Source organism: Sphingosinicella sp. BN140058 (genome assembly GCF_004135585.1).
In the GTDB taxonomy this organism is placed as follows: Bacteria; Pseudomonadota; Alphaproteobacteria; order Sphingomonadales; family Sphingomonadaceae; genus Allosphingosinicella.
Genome location: NZ_CP035501.1, coordinates 2005502 through 2021220 on the forward strand (window position 1 = coordinate 2005502; position 15719 = coordinate 2021220).

A 15719-nucleotide genomic window follows, 5' to 3' on the forward strand; every position below is an offset into this window, starting at 1 on the left:
CTCAGCCGGGCCCTGTTCGTGCGTGACAAGGTTCGCCGGCGGCCTCCGCCTCGGGGGCTCAGGCGCCGCGTTCGATCTTGGCGATCTCGACGAGCGCACGAAGCTCGATCTGGCGCAGGATACGGGTGATTTCCGGATGCCCGTCGTCGGGCACGCCCTGCGCCCATTCCGCCAAGTCCTCGCCTTTCTGCCGCCGGGTCTCCTCGTCGGCCGCGTGATCGAGTGCTTCCAGAGCGTCGAGACCTGCGGCGGCGTGCGAGGCCATCTGGCGGCGCCGTTCCGCCTCGTCGTCCACCGATGCCATCGCCAGCAGCATGTCGACCGAGGTCAACGCCTGCAAGGCGCCGGTGGCGCTCGGAGCGCCGTCGCCGGTCGGCACCGTGAAGCGGCCGCGCACGCCGCGCACGGGCTTCAGGTCCTTGGGACTGATCGGTGTCACGCCGTTGATGCGCACAATGATTTTCCTTTCGATCGGGCCGTGCCCTCTTAACCATCCTATAAAGACTTGAGCGGCTCATCGCCATTGACGAAGAGATTAATGCGCAAGACCATATTCGCAGCCTGTCTGATCGCCGCTTCCGCGGTAACCGCGCCGGCGCTTGCCGGCCCGCGCGTCAAGGACATCGTGGACGTCGAGAACGTCCGCTCGAACCAGCTCGTCGGCTACGGCCTGGTCTTCGGCCTCGCCGGGACCGGCGACCGTACCCGCAACGCGCCGTTCACCGAAGAATCCCTCAAGGGCATGCTCGGCCGGATGGGCATCAGCGTCGAAGGAACGCAGATGCGCACCCAGAACGTCGCGGCGGTGATGGTGACGGCCACCCTGCCCCCGTTCGCTCGGAGCGGCAGCCAGGTCGATGTTCAGGTGTCCGCGATGGGCGACGCGTCCAGCCTGCAGGGCGGTACGCTGATCGTGACTCCGCTGAAGGCGATGGACGGAGAGATCTACGCCGTCGCCCAGGGCCCGGTCGCAGTCTCCGGCTTCAAGGCGCAGGGCGCCGGTGCCAGCGTCACCCGCGGTGTCTCCACGTCGGCGCGGATCGCCAGCGGCGCGATCGTCGAGCGCGAGGTGCCGTTCGCGCTAAAATCCGCCCAGACCCTCAAGCTCGCGCTCAAGAATCCCGATTTCACCACCGCCCGCCGGATCGCCGAAGCGATCAACGGCGAAGCGCCCGGAAGCGCCGAAGTGCTCGATCCCGCGACCGTCCAGCTGACGCCGCAGGGCGGCTCGGTGGTCGATCTCGTCGGCCGCATCGAAAATCTGGAGATCAACGCCGATCAGGCCGCCAAGGTCGTCATCAACGAGGCCGCGGGCACGGTGGTGATGAGCGCGGACGTCCGCATCAGTCCGGTCGCGATCGCGCAGGGCGGGCTGACGATCAGCGTTTCCGAAAACCCGATCGCATCGCAACCCGCGCCGCTTTCGGAAGGCGAAACCGTGGTGCTGCCGCGAACCTCCGTCAATGTCGACGACGGCGGCGGCGCATCGCTGGCGATGGTCGGCGGCGGTTCGTCGCTGCGGTCGCTCGTCTCGGGTCTGAACGCGCTCGGCGTGTCGCCGCGGGATCTGATCACCATTCTTCAGGCCCTCAAATCGGCGGGCGCGCTCCAGGCCGAAATCGTCGTTCAGTAAGGAACTGGCATGACCGAGATCCAGAGCAGCCTGCCGGCACCGACGGGACGCAGCGCGATGCCGCAGAAGCAGCAGAGTTCGGCCGAAGCGACCGCGCGGGACTTCGAGGCCGTGTTCCTCGGCCAGATGGCGAAGTTGATGATGGAAAGCGTCGAAACCGGCGATGAATTTTCCGGCGGCCATGGCGAGGAAATGTTCCGCGGCGTGCTCGCCGAAACGCTCGGCAAGGAAATGGCCAAGGGCGGCGGCGTCGGCCTCGCGCCCGCGGTGCTCGAACAGATGATCAAGATGCAGGGAGGATCCGGAAATGGTCAGTGAGCTCGTCGACCTCGTCAAGTCGCTGGCCGCGCTGATGCGCGAGGAAACCGAACTGCTCCGCAGCGGCGCCCGATCCGCCGGCATCCACGAGATCGCCGGCGCCAAGGCGCGCCTGGTCGGCGCCCTCGAGGCGCGCACCACCGAGCTCGACCGCAGCGATGCCAACTGGCTCGAGGCGCTCGAAGAGGAGCCCAAAGCGGAACTGATCGAAGCCCTTGGCGAGCTCAAGGACGCCTCCGGCCCCAATGCCGAAGCGCTCTCGCGTCAGATCGATCTGACCACCGAGATGATGGCGGCGGTGACCGCCGAAGCGAAGCGGATCATCGGTACACGGCACAGCGTCTATGGCGCACGCGGCAATCTGTCGCGCCTCGAACTGCCGACCCCCATCTCCCACAACTCACATTATTGAGCCTGTGGCCGGCCGCTACGCAGCCGGCCATCGTGACCGGCGCCGACAGCGGCGCCCGAGGTTCGTCCGACGCCGCGCACGATGATGCCCGGCCTCGTGGCCGTCCGACCACGCGGATGTCCCCGCCTCGCCGGTCCACCAGGGCGCGCACGGCAACCGAACGCCACGTGCTCGTTGATTCGTCAGAGAAAAGAAGGGTCGCCTGCTTGCGCAGCGGCACTGCGATCGCCCGCGGCGGGGCCACAAGGCAAGGAGCAAACTTGCCGTTCCGATGCGTGCTGAAAATCGCACGGCCGACGCCGCGCGCAGCAACGAGGATCCGAACAGAAGCGCTTTTCGGACCGCTAGCCTGCGCCTGCACGGATGCTGTGCGAAGGTGCGACGCCGCTCGCGCCGCACAAGTTTAGCGCGATCCGGTGGCGACCTTCATCAGGCCGAGCTGCTTGCGGTACAGATTGGTCAGCGCGGTGAAATCCGCCTGCATCTCGCCCATCTTGAGCAACTGCTCTTCCAGGGTGACGTTGTTGCCGTCCGGCTTGGTTTCCATCGTGTCGGCATCGAGCACGATGCCGCTTCCGCCGCGCGGCTGACTGGCGCCGAGCGCGGCCATTCCGCTGGTAATGCTGATCCGCGGACGTGCGACGCGCGGCCCGCCCTGCTGCGCGGCGAGCAGATCGCTGAAATCCGGAGCTTCGACTTCGCGGGCCTTGAAGCCGGCAGTCTCCGAATTCGCGATGTTCTGCGAGATCACCTTCTGGCGCCCGGAGAGGTGCTGCATCGCACGCTCGATGCCCTGGAAGAGGTTGGGGGTTCCGCCCATGCCGCTCATGCGTCTGTCCTTAGAAGCCGGTGTAGGTGTTGGCGCTGGTCAGCCGGGTGAGCGCGCTCTGATAATTTGCGAGCTGCGCCTGCTGATAGGCGGACGGCTTGCCGGTCGCCTTCACCCCATCGACCAGATTGGCCTTCATCTGATCCCAATATAGCGAGCGGAACGCCGTCTGGGACATCGATACCGCCGATTTAATCTGGCCGAGCGCATATTTCGCATCGGCCACATTGGCGATGCTGAGCGAATCCTCGAGCATCAGGCCGAACGTGCCACCGGGCGTGACGCGCTGCGCCTTGGGATCGATAGCCGGTACGTTGTAGCGGCCCGGATCGATTCCGAGTTTCTCGAGCGCGTCCTTGCCCTGCGCGCCTTCCAGCAAGGCGACGGTATGGCCCGCCTTGGGTTCGATGCGCAGCGTGTTGCCGGTGCCGCTCCGCGGCGTGGTGACGGTCACGTTGGTTCCCGCCAGCTTGCGGATGCGATCGGCCAGCGAGATCAGCGTGTCGTCGGCGCCGATCGTGATCTTCTTCTCGGTGCCATTGTCGACCTTGAAGGTGAACTCGTCGCCGGCACGAAGGCTGGTGTTGGCGACCAGCTTCGACGAGTCGGCGGCGTTCAGCGTTCCGCGATGGAAACCGAGCGCAGAGGTGATCCCGGCACCGCCGGTGGCGGCGGCGATGCGGACCGGCTCCGTGCGCAGCGCCGAGGTGCCGAACTGACTGATATTCTCGACCGTGCCGGAGGCGGCATCGATCCGCGCGACGAATCCGTCCACCGCGCCCTGCCGGGCGGCACCGGAGAGAACGCCCGAGGTGCGGCCGCCGGCATAGAGATCGTCACCCATGAAGGCGAGACTGTCGACCTCGTCGGCGGCATCGCTGCCGAGATAGGAGACGGTGGCCTTGGTGAGATCCGCATCGATCCGGGCGACGAAGCCATCGCGGCCGCCCCCGAGCGCATTCACCTGATCGCCGGCAACGGCGATGCTGGTCGCGCCGCCGACCGCGATTTCACCGCTGGCCGAGACCGCGAGCACGCGGGCATCGATGGTGCCGAGATCGAGGGCGCCGAGATCGGTGACCAGGGCCTGGGCGTCGAGACGGCGCAGGCGCGCGGTGCCGCTCTCGCGGGTCAGCGCGAGCAACTCGCCGTCCGCGCCGACGGCCAGCGCGGAGACGGTGTCCGATCCGCCGCTGTTGATCGTGCGGCGCTCCTGCAGCGTTCCGGTCGCGCTGATCCGCCCGACGAACGCGTCGCCGCCGCCGCTGTCCGATTTGCCGCCGACGAAGACGGTGCCGTCCGCACCCACGGCCACGGCGGTGGCTTCCTGATTGCCCACCGCGCGGATCGAGGTGGCGAAGGTCTCGTCGCCTTTGGCGTCGAACTTGACGACGACGATGTCGCTATCCTGGTTGCCCGACCCGTCGAACGGACCGGTGACGGTGCCCGCAACGACGATGTCGCCATTGGCGCCGATGGTCACCGCCGCACCCTGGGCCGACGAGGCGGCGCCCAAGGTCCGCTGCCAGAGCACCTTGCCTTCGCTGTCGAGCTTGGTGAGGAACAGATCCTCCGTTCCGGCGAGATGGTTGCTGCCAAGATCGCCGGCGGCGGTGCCGACGACGTAGGAATTGCCTTGCGTGTCGGTGGTGATCGCGCGTGCGGCGGTACGCACCACCACGTCCTTGACCTTGCTTTCATCGTCCGCCGCATTCTTGGCGCGCTCGGTGGCATCTGCGTCGATCGCGGTCAGTGTGCCCAGCGTCTTGCGCACGGACGTGGCGGCGGGATCGTCGAACCGCATGATCTGCGTCGTTGCCGGGGCATCGAGCGCGGTCTGGCCGGTGACGACCATGAGCGCATCCTTGGCGCCGACCTGATCGAGCGCGACCTCCTCGACGCCCGATCCGACCAGGGTGAGGCCCCACTTTTCACCCGTCTTCTCGACGATGAACTTGGATCCGTATTTGGTGGTCGGATTGCCGTCGGCATCGGTGACGATGTTGCCGTTGGTGTCGCGCATCGGAATGGTGGCGATGGCGGCGTTGAGCGCCGCAGCGACGCTGTCGAGCGTCGGCGGCTGGGTGGTGGTCGCCAGATCCACGGACACCGCTTCGGTGGCGCCGTATTTGGAGAGCTTGACCTGAAGCACCTCGTTGCCGGCGACGCCTTCGAGCGCAGCCGTGCGGCTTGCGAGCAGCGCCGTGCCGACCGTCTTCTCGTTGTAGACGGTGCCGACCGGCGCGGTCTCGGCGCGCCGCTGGGAATTGCCGAAGCTGAGCTTGACCTTGTCGGACGGCGCTCCTGCCAGATAATCCTGAAGATCCTCGAGGCCCTTGGAAAAGGCGGTCTGCAGCAGGGAGCGTTCGGCGGAGGATGTCGTCTTGGCGGCGCTCGCTTCGGTCAGCAGGCGGAGCCGCTCGAGCGCCTTGTACGCGGTGAAGGTGGTCTGCACGTCCTTGTTGAGCGTCGCATCCTTGGCCGTGGGCTTGTCGATGATCGTCGGCATCCGCTTGATGTTGGAGACCTGGGTGCTGACCGGAACCGTGCTTTTCGCCTCCTGCCAGGGGGCGACGACGGGAGCCAAGGTGAACTGTGCGCGCGCCTTGCGGAGGGCGTTGGATTCGATCTTGAGCTCGGACACCAGGCTGAACAGGCTGGTGTCGCCGGTGAGCATCGAAAGGCCGACCAAACCGCTCGAAAAATTCACAGTCATTTGTTTACCAAACCCCCGCCGCTCTCTTCTCTGATCCTATAATAGACGTGCGCCGCTCGCCCGACGCGTCCGGCAGGCTGTTTTTTGGAGAGACCCCTTTGAGCGTGATGACCGTGGTCGCCGAGCCCCCCGAGCTGAAGAGATATTCGGGCCTGCAGCGCGCAGCGATGCTGATGCTCGCCCTCGGCCAGGAGCACGGCGCGTCGATCTGGGAGCAATTCTCCACCGACGAGATCAAGGAACTGTCGTCCGCGATCGCCCAGCTCGGCCGCGTGCCGGCCAATGTCGTCGAGCACCTGCTCATCCAGTTCTCGGGTGAAGTCTCCTCGATGGCGTCGCTCCACGGCTCCTACGAAACCACCGAGCGCCTGCTGCGCGGCGTCCTTCCGAACGAGAAGGTCAAGGACATCATGGAGGACATTCGTGGTCCATCCGGGCGCACGATGTGGGACAAGCTGTCCAACGTGAACGAGTCGGTGCTCGCCGCTTACCTCAAGAACGAATATCCGCAGACCGTTGCGGTCATTCTGAGCAAGCTCTCCTCCGATCATGCCGCACGCGTGCTGTCCGAGCTGCCGCAGGAATTCTCTACCGACGTCATCATGCGCATGCTGCGCATGGACACCGTCCAGAAGGAAGTGATCCAGGAAGTCGAGCAGACCTTGCGGACCGAGTTCATGTCGAACCTCTCGCGCTCGCAGCGCCGCGATCCGCACGAGACCATGGCGGAAATCTTCAACGCCCTCGATCGCTCGAGCGAGGAAGCGATGCTTGCCGCGCTCGACGACCGCGCGCCGGAAGCCGCCGAGCGGATCCGTGCTCTGATGTTCACCTTCGACGATCTCGCCAATCTGCTGCCGGCCGCTATCTCGGCGATCGTCCGCAACGCCGACAAGCGCGACATGGCGCTGGCGCTCAAGGGTGCGCCGGATCCGATGAAGCAGCTCTTCTTCTCGACGATGACCGAACGTGCCGCCAAGCTGATGAAGGAGGAGATGGCGTCGATGGGCCCGGTGCGGGCGCGCGACTGCGAAGACGCACAGACGGCGATGGTCCGCCTCGCCAAATCGCTGGCGGATCGCGGCGAGATCATGCTCGTCGATCCGAAAAGCGACGACGGCCTGATCTACTGATCCGAAGGACCAATCCGGCATGGCAAGCGTATCGACGATCAAGCCGTTCGCGTTCGAGCGGGTCTTCTCCCAGGCAGCCTCCTCCGACGCCGCGAAGCCGGATGCGATGATCCTGCAGGGCGAAATGGAGACGCTTCGCGCCCAGATCGAGCGTCTCGAGCTCGAGAAGGACATGGCGCTGGCCCAGGCCCGTGCCGACGGCGTGCAGGCCGGCCTGGCCGAAGCAAGAGCGGAGCGCGAAACGGCGATGCTCGCCGCGATCGACGCGCTCCAGGCCGGCATCGAGCAGATTGCGGAAGAGGTCGGCGATGCCGTCGCCAAGGCCACTGCCGAAGCGGCCGAGCTCGCGCTCGCGACCGCCGATCTCCTCGCCGGTCGTGCGATCGCCGCGGCGCCTGCGGAGACGATCGATGCCGCGCTCGGCCGGGTGCTCGAGCAGCTCGGGCGCAATCCCCGGCTGCAGATCAGGGTCCATCCGAGCCTCGTCGAGGAGATGGAGCGGCTTGTGGCCGCGCGTCAGGCGGGGGAGCGCCGCCGGATGCATCTGCACGTCGCACCGGACGACACGATCCCGATCGGCGACACGCTGATCTCGTGGGACGAAGGCGGCCTGCGCCTCGACATGGACGCCCGGCGCAACGCAGTGCGCGAGGAGCTGGACGGCATCCTCGGCTGAACCGACGCGCTCGCAGCCGCTACGTTCCGTTGAAATCGTAAGTTTCACGCCCTTGCAACACCTTACGCCGCGGCTATAAGGCTCCCCGCTCAGGTGGGGAGTTCCGTTTCCATGCGTCTTGTTGCTGCCTCCGCTCTCATTCTCCTTGCAACCCCAGCGCTTGCGTCCGCGCAGGACAATCCGGCACCGCCCACTGCCGAGGCCAAGCCCGCCAAGGAAAAGAAGATCTGCAAGCTCGAGGAGGCCGGATCGACCTCCCGCATGCGCAAGCGCGTCTGCCGCACCGTCAAGGAGTGGGACGAGTCCCGAGAGGACGCCGCCAACGGCTCCGATCTCCAGCGCGTGCGCAGCCGCTAAGGCGCAACCCGCCGGTTGCCGCCGGTTTGCAATTACCTGCGCGGTAGCATCGTTCCCGGGCAGATCCTGGTGTCCTCAGGCGGCGCCTGTGGCCGTTTGGCCATATGATCAAAGTATACGATCTTGAGCAGCTTGCCCGCTTGACTTGGTTGGCGCCAGATTAATAAATGGAATTGATTTAATTACCGGCAGGTTTGCCGACCAAGCGGCGTGGACCGCAGTGTGGGAGATGATGATGAGGTTCAAGGGGAACGTGCGTCCGGCTCTGATGGTGGCAGCTTCGGTCGCGGCGCTGATGGCACCGGGCCATGCGGCTGCGCAGGAAGCCGCCGATCAGACGGCGGTCGATCCGGTCGGCAGCGATCAGGGCGATACCACCAGCGAGGATCCGGCGGGCGGCGAAGAGATCGTTGTCACCGGCATCCGCGCGTCGCAAGCGCGAGCGATCAACGTCAAGCGCAACGCCGACAGCGTCGTCGACGCGATCAGCGCCGAGGATATCGGCAAGCTGCCTGACGTCACCATCTCGGACTCGCTGCAGCGTATCCCGGGCGTCCAGATCCGCCGTGAAGCGGGCGAAGGCGGGCGCATCAACATCCGCGGCCTTCCGCAAGTCACCACCCTCCTCAACGGCGAAGAATTCCTTGGGGCGAATTCGGTCACCACCGTCCAGCCGAACTTCACTGACATTCCCTCGCAGCTTTTCTCCGGCGCGACCGTGTTCAAGTCGCCGACCGCGTCGCTTCAGCAAGCGGGCCTCTCCGGCACCGTCGATCTGCTGACCCGGCGCCCGTTCGATCTGAAGCAGGGCCTCACCGTGGCGGCAAGCGCGGAGGCTCTGTACGGCGACAAGACCAAGAAGTGGAATCCCTCGGGCAACGCGCTCATCTCGTACAATAGCGGCCGCTTCGGGATCCTGGTGTCGGGCGCCTACAGCAAGGTCGACCTCTCCAACAGCTATCGCGGCCTTCAGGATTATGGCGTCGGCCTCAGCACCGAGAGCGCCTCGGCGATCAACCCGGGCGACTTCGCGGTCGGCAATGGCGGAGTCAGCCGTGGCACCCCGGTGCTGCAGAACGGCGCCATCATCGGCTACGACTTGAACGGCGACGGCGATGCCAACGACGCCTTCATCACGCCGCAGTCCCACACCGCCTGGAACAAGATCACCAGCCGCGAACGCATCGGCGCGAACGCTTCGCTGCAGTTCCAGGTCAGCGATGCCCTGACCTTCACCGCGGACGCATTCTACACCCGCCAGACGCAGTATGACCGCACCGCCGGCTTCCAGTTCCAGAACGTCGACTGGCTGTCGTCTCCGTTCGTTCCGACCGGTTCCACCGATACGGGTGCGCAGGTCAGAGATGCGAACCTGTCGACCGCCGACCCGGACGACACGAGACTGTTCAATCTGAACACTGTTCAGACCTACCAATATGACATGCCGAACTTCGACAGCTACTCGGAGACGTTCCGGGTGAAGACGGAATCGCAGAATTACAACGCGCAGCTCGTCTTCAACGACGGCGGTCCGTTCAAGGCGACGATCCGCGGGCTCTACGGCAAGGCCAGCAAGAAGAGCGATCAGTCCTATCTGCAGTTCAACCTGACCAATGGTACGCAGTGGGCCTATTCTGGTGTCGGTAATTACCCGGGCGGCGACGTTCGCTTCAATCCGGGCGGCTATGCCGTCTACAGCCAGCCCGCGACCGTCGATTATTCCAGCGGAACGGTGAACTTCAGCTTCCCGCAGGCCTTCCTCGACCAGACCCAAGACACGTCCCGCTATGGCCTGAAGACGATTTCGTCGGAAGGAAACGTCTACCAGAATGGCGATCTCTGGGCTCTCCGCGGCGATGCCGAATGGGAGCTCGGCACAGGTCTACGGGTGCGTTTCGGCGGCCGCTATGGCGAGCGCAGCGTCGAGCAGTTCACCTTCGACCGAGCCTCTCCCTTCTACGCCGGCAACAAGGACAATCCGGCAAATCCGGCGGGTGGCTGCCTCGTCAAATGGAAGGCCTTCGACGTCAATCTGGGTGACAAGAATTGCAGCGTGCTCGATGCCGCCGGCAATCCCTACACCGCCGGATATACCCGCCTCGCCAACGATGCCGTGTTCAACGACCGGCTGAAGCAATATACGCTTCCGGCCAAGGGAACGCCTGCGCTTTGGGTGCTCGACCCCAAGCAGATGGACAATTCGGAGAAGTTCCAGAACGAGTTCTACCCGGGCAGCGTCAACGTCGTGAACCCGGCCGAATCGTTCAGCATCGACCTTCAGCAGACCTCCGGCTACGTCCAGATCGACGGCGAAGGTGAGTTGTTCGGCCTGCCGGTCAGGGCCAATGGCGGCGTCCGCATCGTCAACACCAAGTTCAACGTTCGCCAGAACATCGTCGGTGTTCCGCAGCCTTACGGCGTTGCTGGCGTCGACGCCGGCGACTTCGTCACCAAGCGCAACTTCACGGACTTCCTTCCGGCCTTCAACGTCGCGGTGGATCTGACCGGTAAGCTCCGCTTCCGCGCAGCCTATGCCAAGACGATGACCTTGCTCGACCTGCTGCAGTGGGGCGGCGGTCTCAACGTTAACTATGCCATCGACACGTCCGTCACCCCGAACATCTTCAGGGCACAGACCGCCGATGCGCGCGGCAACCCGCAGCTCGATCCGTGGCGCGCCGACAATGTCGAGGCGAGCCTCGAATATTATACCGGCCGTTCGAGCCTTGTCGCGGCCGGCCTGTTCCACATCAGCGTCGACAGCTTCATCTCGAGCACCACCATCGTTCGGAACGACATTCCGGACAATGATGGCGTCATCCGGCGTGAGGTTCCGGTCAATACGCTGGTGCAAAGCACCGGAGGCACGCTCAAGGGTCTCGAACTCTCGGCACGCCAGTCGCTGTCGGACTACGGAATCGAGGGCTTCCTGGGCGGCTTCGGCATCGACGCGAACTACACGCTGTCGCTCGGCGACGCCGGCCGTGTCGATCTGTCCGGCGCCAAGCAGCCGTTCCAGGACAATTCGAAGCACCAGGTGAATGCGGCTCTTTGGTATGAGCAGGGCCCACTGCAAGCGCGCCTTGCCTACAATTACCGATCCAAGCGGCTGAATTCGTCGAATTACGGCGGCATCGAGGGTCTTGCCGTCTACCAGCGGCCGACCAGCTATCTCGACGCCTCGATCGCATTCGACGTCAACGATCATGTCACCATCTACGGTCAGGCTTCCAACCTTACCGGCGAATATGAGCGTTATTACCTGACGTTCCCGGATCAGGTCGCGTGGGATAACATCTACGAGCGCCGCTTCACCGCGGGTGTCCGCGCCCGCTTCTAAGCGCGATAGCCAAGTGAAACTCTCGGCCCCTCCCCGCCTCTGGCGCGGAGGGGCTTTTTCTTGGAAAGGGACGCGGAGACGGGGAGGAAGCGCATGAGCGAAGCGGCACTGGACCAATCAGCCGAGGGCCCGATCCGATCGATCGTGATCGTCGGCGGCGGAACCGCGGGCTGGATGTCGGCGGCCTATCTTGCCCGCAAGCTTCGCCACTTGCCGATCGCGATCACGGTCGTCGACAGCGCCCAGATCGGAACCGTCGGCGTCGGCGAAGCGACCGTGCCGGCGATCCGCGACTTCCTCGCCGCCGTCGAACTCAAGGATGTCGACGTGCTTCGGGAGACCGAAGGCACGGTCAAGCTCGGCATCCGCTTCGTCGACTGGGCGCGGCCCGGGCACCAATTCCTGCACCCGTTCGGCCTCTACGGGGTTCCGGCGCGCGGCGTCGCGTTCCACCATTATTGGCTGAAGCTGCTCGCTGCCGGCGATGCCCTGCCGCTCTCGGATTACTGCCTCTGCACCCAGCTTGCCGAGAACGGCCTGTTCCTGGCGCCGCCGGATCGACCGACCAGCGACCTCGGCATCTTCGACTTCGCGCTGCACTTCGACGCGTCCAGATTTGCCGCGATGCTGAAACGGCTGTCGCTCGCCAACGGCGTCCGTCACATCGACGGAGTCATCGAGCAGGTGGCCCAGGATCCGGAACGCGGCGACGTCACGTCCGTGGCTCTCGCCGACGGCAACCGGATCGAAGGCGACCTCTGGATCGATTGTTCGGGCTTCCGCGGGCTGCTGATCGCCGGCGCACTCGAAACGCCGTTCCTCGACTGGCGCCATTGGCTGCCCTGCGATCGGGCGGTGGCGATCGGATGCCGGGAAGCGCAGCCGCACAAGCCGGTGACTACCGCCGCCGCACGCGAGGCAGGGTGGCAATGGCACATCCCGCTGCAGCACCGCATCGGCAACGGCTATGTTTACTGCTCTGACCATATCGGCGACGACGAGGCGGAAGCGGCGCTGCGCAGCCGGCTGGAAGGCGATCCGGTCTCCGCCGCCAACAGGCTGCGCTTCACCGCCGGCCACCGCGCCGAGACCTGGCACCGCAACGTCGTCGCCATCGGTCTTTCCGCCGGCTTTCTCGAGCCGCTGGAATCGACCAGCATCACCCTCATCCAGTCAGGGCTGGAAAGGTTCGTTCAGCTCTTCCCCGATCGGAGCTGCGATCCCAGGCTGGCGGCCACCTACAATCGCCAGTCCACGCTGGAATTTGAGCGGATCCGCGACTTCCTGCTGCTCCATTATCTCGGCAACGCGCGTATCGGCGAGCCTTTCTGGGATCGGATGCGCGGCATGGCGCTGCCGGACACGCTGCAGGCGAAGCTCGATGCGTGGCGGGCACGCGGCGAGTTCGTCCGCTACGAATGGGAATCGTTTCAAAACCCGAGTTGGCTCAGCCTCTACGCAGGCTTCGGCGATCTGCCGCGCCGCTACAGCCCGCTCGCCGATCAATTCACCGAGGCCGAACTGCGCGACACCTTCGCGCGAATGCGCGCCGCCATCGCCGGCACGGTGAAGCTCGGCGTGCCGCACCGGTCGATCCTCGCCTGATCGCGGTCAGGCGGCGCGGCGGCTCTTGCTCGGGTCGGCCGGCTCCTTCCACAAGGTGCCGCTGCGCGGCAGCAGGAAATAGCTGAACGGCAGGATCGCGCCGCCCACCGCCGGCGCATCTTCGGACAATGCAGCGCGCAGGATGGGCGCCAGCGTCGGAGCATTGGTCGCGCAATCCTTGAGGCGCCCCTGGCAGCGCTCGGCGAGGGCTTCGACATAGCGTCTGGGAAGCCGGCCGCCGATGAGGATCGCCGCCGGGTTGATCAGGCAGTTGACCGCAGTCAACGCGCCGGTCAGCCGTTCGGCGGCGACGTCCATCCAACGATCGACTACAACGTCCACGTCCGCCGCCGCTTGATCGCCCATCATCTCGTCAAGCCTGAAGCCGGCGGCTTCGAGCGGCACCGCGAGACCCGAGAGCGAGACGGTCTGCTGGATCTGCTCATGGCCACCCTTGCCGTCCTCCGCGAGCAGAAAGCCGAGCTCGCCGCTGCGGCCGTCGGCCCCGCGAAAGTAATTGCCGTCGATCACCAGGCCGCCGCCAAGCGCCGACGAGACCAGGATGTAGAAGAAGCTCGAGTGGAGTTGGCCAAGGCCGAGCTGCATCTCGCCCATTGCGGCCGCGGCCGCGTCATTCTCGGTGAAGACGGGCAAGTTGAGGGGCTCTGCGAACAGCGCGGCGAGATTGACGTCGTTCCACTGCGAATAATCCGGCGATCGCCCGGGCAGGTCGATGCGGCCGAGATCGTCGGGAATGGCGACTCCGATGCCGACCAGCCGCGACGCATCGATGCCCGATTGCTCGATCATCGTCTCGATCGCGCCGCGATACATGTCGCGCACTTCGCCCGGCAGCGCGAACGGCACCTCGCGCGACAGGCGGGCGACCGTCTGCCCCGCGAAATCGACGATCACGATGGTGATGTGATCCCGGTCGATATTGACCCCGATCGAGTAGCAGGCGTTGCGCGCCACCACGAACTTGGTCGCCGGCTGGCCGCGCCCTCCGCGAAGCTGCCCGGATTCCTCGATGAGGCCTTCGCCGAGCAGCCGCCGGGTGATGTTGGCGATGGCAGGAGGCGTCAGCCCGGTGATGTTGGCGAGATCGACCCGGGTCAATTCGCCGTTCACACGGATCGCATGCAGCGTCACACGCTGGTTATGATCGGCCGCCCGCTCCAGATTGGTGCCGGAGAGCCTTACCTTTTGTTTCGACGTCTTCACGCGTCTCCTATCCTCGTCTCGGCGATGGTGATTGGGTCACAGGCAGATTGATACGCAGGAAACAATGCCCGTGCTCCGCGCCTGCCCTGCGCGAACTCAGCGCAGGTCGGCATCGGGCTTTCCCATGACGCTGTTCATGCTTTCCAGCGTCACCGAGCGGGTCTCCGGAAAGAAGCGCCAGACGACGACGAATTGCAGCGCCATCGCGGCGGCGAAGACCCAGAAGGGCAGGGCGAGAGTGTGCGCTGCAATCACCGGAAATGCAAAGGAGATGATTGCATTCATCACCCAATGGGTCGCGCTGCCCAGGGCCTGGCCGCGGGCGCGCACCGGCGTCGGGAAGATCTCCGACAGGTAAACCCAGATCACCGCGCCCTGCGACAGGGCGAAGAACAGGATGAAGAGCACAAGCATCGGCAGCAGCAGGATCTCACCCCGGCCGCTTGCATAGATGGCTGCGACGCCCGCCAGCGCGGCACAGGTGCCGGCAGCCCCCGTCATCAGCAACGGCTTGCGGCCGACGCGATCGATCAGGCTGAGGCCCACCATCGTGGCCGCGAGGTTGGCAATCCCGATCGCCACCGCCTGGACATCGGCGGACAGCGCGCTGAACCCCGCGGCCCGGAAGATGTCGTTGAGATAATAGAGGATCGCGTTGATCCCGGAGAGCTGGTTGAAGGCGGCGATGGTCAGCGCCAGCAGGATCGGCTTGCGATAGGCGCTCCACGTCAAACGCGTGGCGGTCTCGGGACGCGCGCTTTCCAGCTCGGCGGCGATGGTATCGGGCGCGCCCATCTGCAGGCGTTCGATCGCCGCCAGCGCCTCGGCCCGGCGGCCCCGTTCGAGCAGCCAGCGGGGGCTTTGCGGGATGCGCAGCAAGGCGAGCAGCAGGATCAGGGACGGAACCGCCGCGACCGCGAATTTCATGCGCCACGCGTCGGCGTCGGCCAAAGCCTGGGCGACGAGGAAGTTGCTGAGATAGGCGGCGAGGATGCCGATGACGATGTTGAGCTGGAACAGACCGACCAGGGCACCCCGGCGCGCTGCCGGGCTGATCTCGGCGATATAGACCGGCGCCAGCACCGACGAGCCGCCGATCGCGAGACCCCCGAGGAAACGGAAGAAAAACAGGGATTCAAGATTCCAGCTCAGCGCCGAACCCGCTGCCGAGAGGACGTAGAGCAAGGCGATCCAGCCAAGCACCGCTCGGCTTCCGAACCGATCGCCCGGGATACCGGCCCCGAGCGCGCCGACGAGCGTGCCCCAGAGCGCGGCGGACACAACGGCGCCGAGGCCCGAGGGGCTCAGCGCGAAAGCGTCGCGCAGGGCGCCTGTCGTCCCGGCGATCACCGCCGTGTCGAACCCGAACAGCAAGCCCGCCAGCGCGGCGGCAATGACGGCGGCCCTGTTGTACGGCGCCCGAGCCTCTTCCATGCCCCTCCCCTATTTTCTAAATTTGTTGTGTTTAATCATATC

13 protein-coding genes are annotated in these 15719 nt (G+C 65.5%); 8 read left to right on the top strand and 5 right to left on the bottom strand.

Going from position 1 to position 15719, the window contains the following annotated elements:
• Positions 1-58: 58 nt before the first annotated feature.
• Positions 59-454, bottom strand: coding sequence for a flagellar assembly protein FliX (locus tag ETR14_RS09060; RefSeq protein ID WP_165356387.1), 396 nt, complete (start codon positions 452-454; stop codon positions 59-61).
• An 84-nt stretch (positions 455-538) separates the two neighbouring features.
• Between ETR14_RS09060 and ETR14_RS09065 the strand changes: the two genes are divergently transcribed.
• The 3 genes from ETR14_RS09065 to ETR14_RS09075 are packed head-to-tail and all read left to right on the top strand — an operon-like array spanning position 539 to position 2363.
• Positions 539-1633 (top strand): flagellar basal body P-ring protein FlgI, encoded by a 1095-nt coding sequence (locus tag ETR14_RS09065; protein WP_129384313.1) that lies wholly within the window; start codon positions 539-541, stop codon positions 1631-1633.
• A 9-nt stretch (positions 1634-1642) separates the two neighbouring features.
• Positions 1643-1951 carry a rod-binding protein gene (locus ETR14_RS09070; protein ID WP_129384314.1) on the top strand — a complete coding sequence of 103 codons (309 nt, stop codon included), beginning with the start codon at positions 1643-1645 and terminating at the stop codon, positions 1949-1951.
• Entirely contained in the window at positions 1941-2363 is a 423-nt protein-coding gene (locus ETR14_RS09075; RefSeq protein WP_129384315.1) for a flagellar biosynthesis protein FlgN, read from the top strand. The genes ETR14_RS09070 and ETR14_RS09075 overlap by 11 nt, the downstream gene beginning before the upstream one ends.
• Before the next feature lie 403 nt (positions 2364-2766).
• On the opposite strand, the gene ETR14_RS09080 is transcribed toward ETR14_RS09075, so the two are convergent.
• Both ETR14_RS09080 and ETR14_RS09085 read right to left on the bottom strand, forming a co-directional pair.
• The gene (locus ETR14_RS09080; protein ID WP_129391595.1) at positions 2767-3183 is read right to left on the bottom strand and encodes a flagellar basal body protein; all 417 of its coding nucleotides are present in this window, start codon (positions 3181-3183) and stop codon (positions 2767-2769) included.
• A 19-nt stretch (positions 3184-3202) separates the two neighbouring features.
• Positions 3203-5908, bottom strand: a complete 2706-nt coding sequence (locus ETR14_RS09085) for a hypothetical protein (protein ID WP_129384316.1) — start codon at positions 5906-5908, stop codon at positions 3203-3205.
• Positions 5909-6015: 107 nt separating this feature from the next.
• Here ETR14_RS09085 and fliG point away from each other — a divergent pair, with 107 nt between their 5' ends.
• The 5 genes from fliG to ETR14_RS09110 all read left to right on the top strand — a co-directional run bounded on the left by fliG (position 6016) and on the right by ETR14_RS09110 (position 13019).
• The gene (gene fliG / locus ETR14_RS09090; protein ID WP_371416811.1) at positions 6016-7041 is read left to right on the top strand and encodes a flagellar motor switch protein FliG; all 1026 of its coding nucleotides are present in this window, start codon (positions 6016-6018) and stop codon (positions 7039-7041) included.
• Positions 7042-7060: 19 nt separating this feature from the next.
• Positions 7061-7717 carry a FliH/SctL family protein gene (locus tag ETR14_RS09095; protein WP_129384318.1) on the top strand — a complete coding sequence of 219 codons (657 nt, stop codon included), beginning with the start codon at positions 7061-7063 and terminating at the stop codon, positions 7715-7717.
• Between the two features lie 111 nt (positions 7718-7828).
• Positions 7829-8074, top strand: coding sequence for a hypothetical protein (locus ETR14_RS09100; protein WP_129384319.1), 246 nt, complete (start codon positions 7829-7831; stop codon positions 8072-8074).
• A gap of 229 nt (positions 8075-8303) precedes the next feature.
• On the top strand, positions 8304-11414 hold the full coding sequence (locus ETR14_RS09105; RefSeq protein ID WP_243455832.1) for a TonB-dependent receptor: 3111 nt from the start codon (positions 8304-8306) through the stop codon (positions 11412-11414).
• A gap of 93 nt (positions 11415-11507) precedes the next feature.
• Entirely contained in the window at positions 11508-13019 is a 1512-nt protein-coding gene (locus tag ETR14_RS09110; RefSeq protein ID WP_129384320.1) for a tryptophan halogenase family protein, read from the top strand.
• A gap of 6 nt (positions 13020-13025) precedes the next feature.
• On the opposite strand, the gene ETR14_RS09115 is transcribed toward ETR14_RS09110, so the two are convergent.
• Together ETR14_RS09115 and ETR14_RS09120 are read right to left on the bottom strand one after the other, a co-directional pair.
• Entirely contained in the window at positions 13026-14243 is a 1218-nt protein-coding gene (locus ETR14_RS09115) for an ROK family transcriptional regulator (RefSeq protein WP_129384321.1), read from the bottom strand.
• Positions 14244-14339: 96 nt separating this feature from the next.
• Complete coding sequence (locus ETR14_RS09120) at positions 14340-15677, bottom strand: sugar porter family MFS transporter (protein ID WP_129384322.1); 1338 nt, start codon at positions 15675-15677, stop codon at positions 14340-14342.
• Positions 15678-15719: the final 42 nt, after the last annotated feature.

Excerpts from the sequence above, each read along its gene's own strand:
- ETR14_RS09065 (WP_129384313.1), top strand. The coding sequence starts at position 539 with ATGCGCAAGACCATATTCGCAGCCTGTCTGATCGCCGCTTCCGCGGTA.
- ETR14_RS09070 (WP_129384314.1), top strand. The coding sequence starts at position 1,643 with ATGACCGAGATCCAGAGCAGCCTGCCGGCACCGACGGGACGCAGCGCG.
- ETR14_RS09075 (WP_129384315.1), top strand. The coding sequence starts at position 1,941 with ATGGTCAGTGAGCTCGTCGACCTCGTCAAGTCGCTGGCCGCGCTGATG.
- ETR14_RS09080 (WP_129391595.1), bottom strand. The coding sequence starts at position 3,183 with ATGGGCGGAACCCCCAACCTCTTCCAGGGCATCGAGCGTGCGATGCAG.
- ETR14_RS09085 (WP_129384316.1), bottom strand. The coding sequence starts at position 5,908 with ATGACTGTGAATTTTTCGAGCGGTTTGGTCGGCCTTTCGATGCTCACC.
- fliG (WP_371416811.1), top strand. The coding sequence starts at position 6,016 with ATGACCGTGGTCGCCGAGCCCCCCGAGCTGAAGAGATATTCGGGCCTG.
- ETR14_RS09095 (WP_129384318.1), top strand. The coding sequence starts at position 7,061 with ATGGCAAGCGTATCGACGATCAAGCCGTTCGCGTTCGAGCGGGTCTTC.
- ETR14_RS09100 (WP_129384319.1), top strand. The coding sequence starts at position 7,829 with ATGCGTCTTGTTGCTGCCTCCGCTCTCATTCTCCTTGCAACCCCAGCG.
- ETR14_RS09105 (WP_243455832.1), top strand. The coding sequence starts at position 8,304 with ATGATGATGAGGTTCAAGGGGAACGTGCGTCCGGCTCTGATGGTGGCA.
- ETR14_RS09110 (WP_129384320.1), top strand. The coding sequence starts at position 11,508 with ATGAGCGAAGCGGCACTGGACCAATCAGCCGAGGGCCCGATCCGATCG.
- ETR14_RS09120 (WP_129384322.1), bottom strand. The coding sequence starts at position 15,677 with ATGGAAGAGGCTCGGGCGCCGTACAACAGGGCCGCCGTCATTGCCGCC.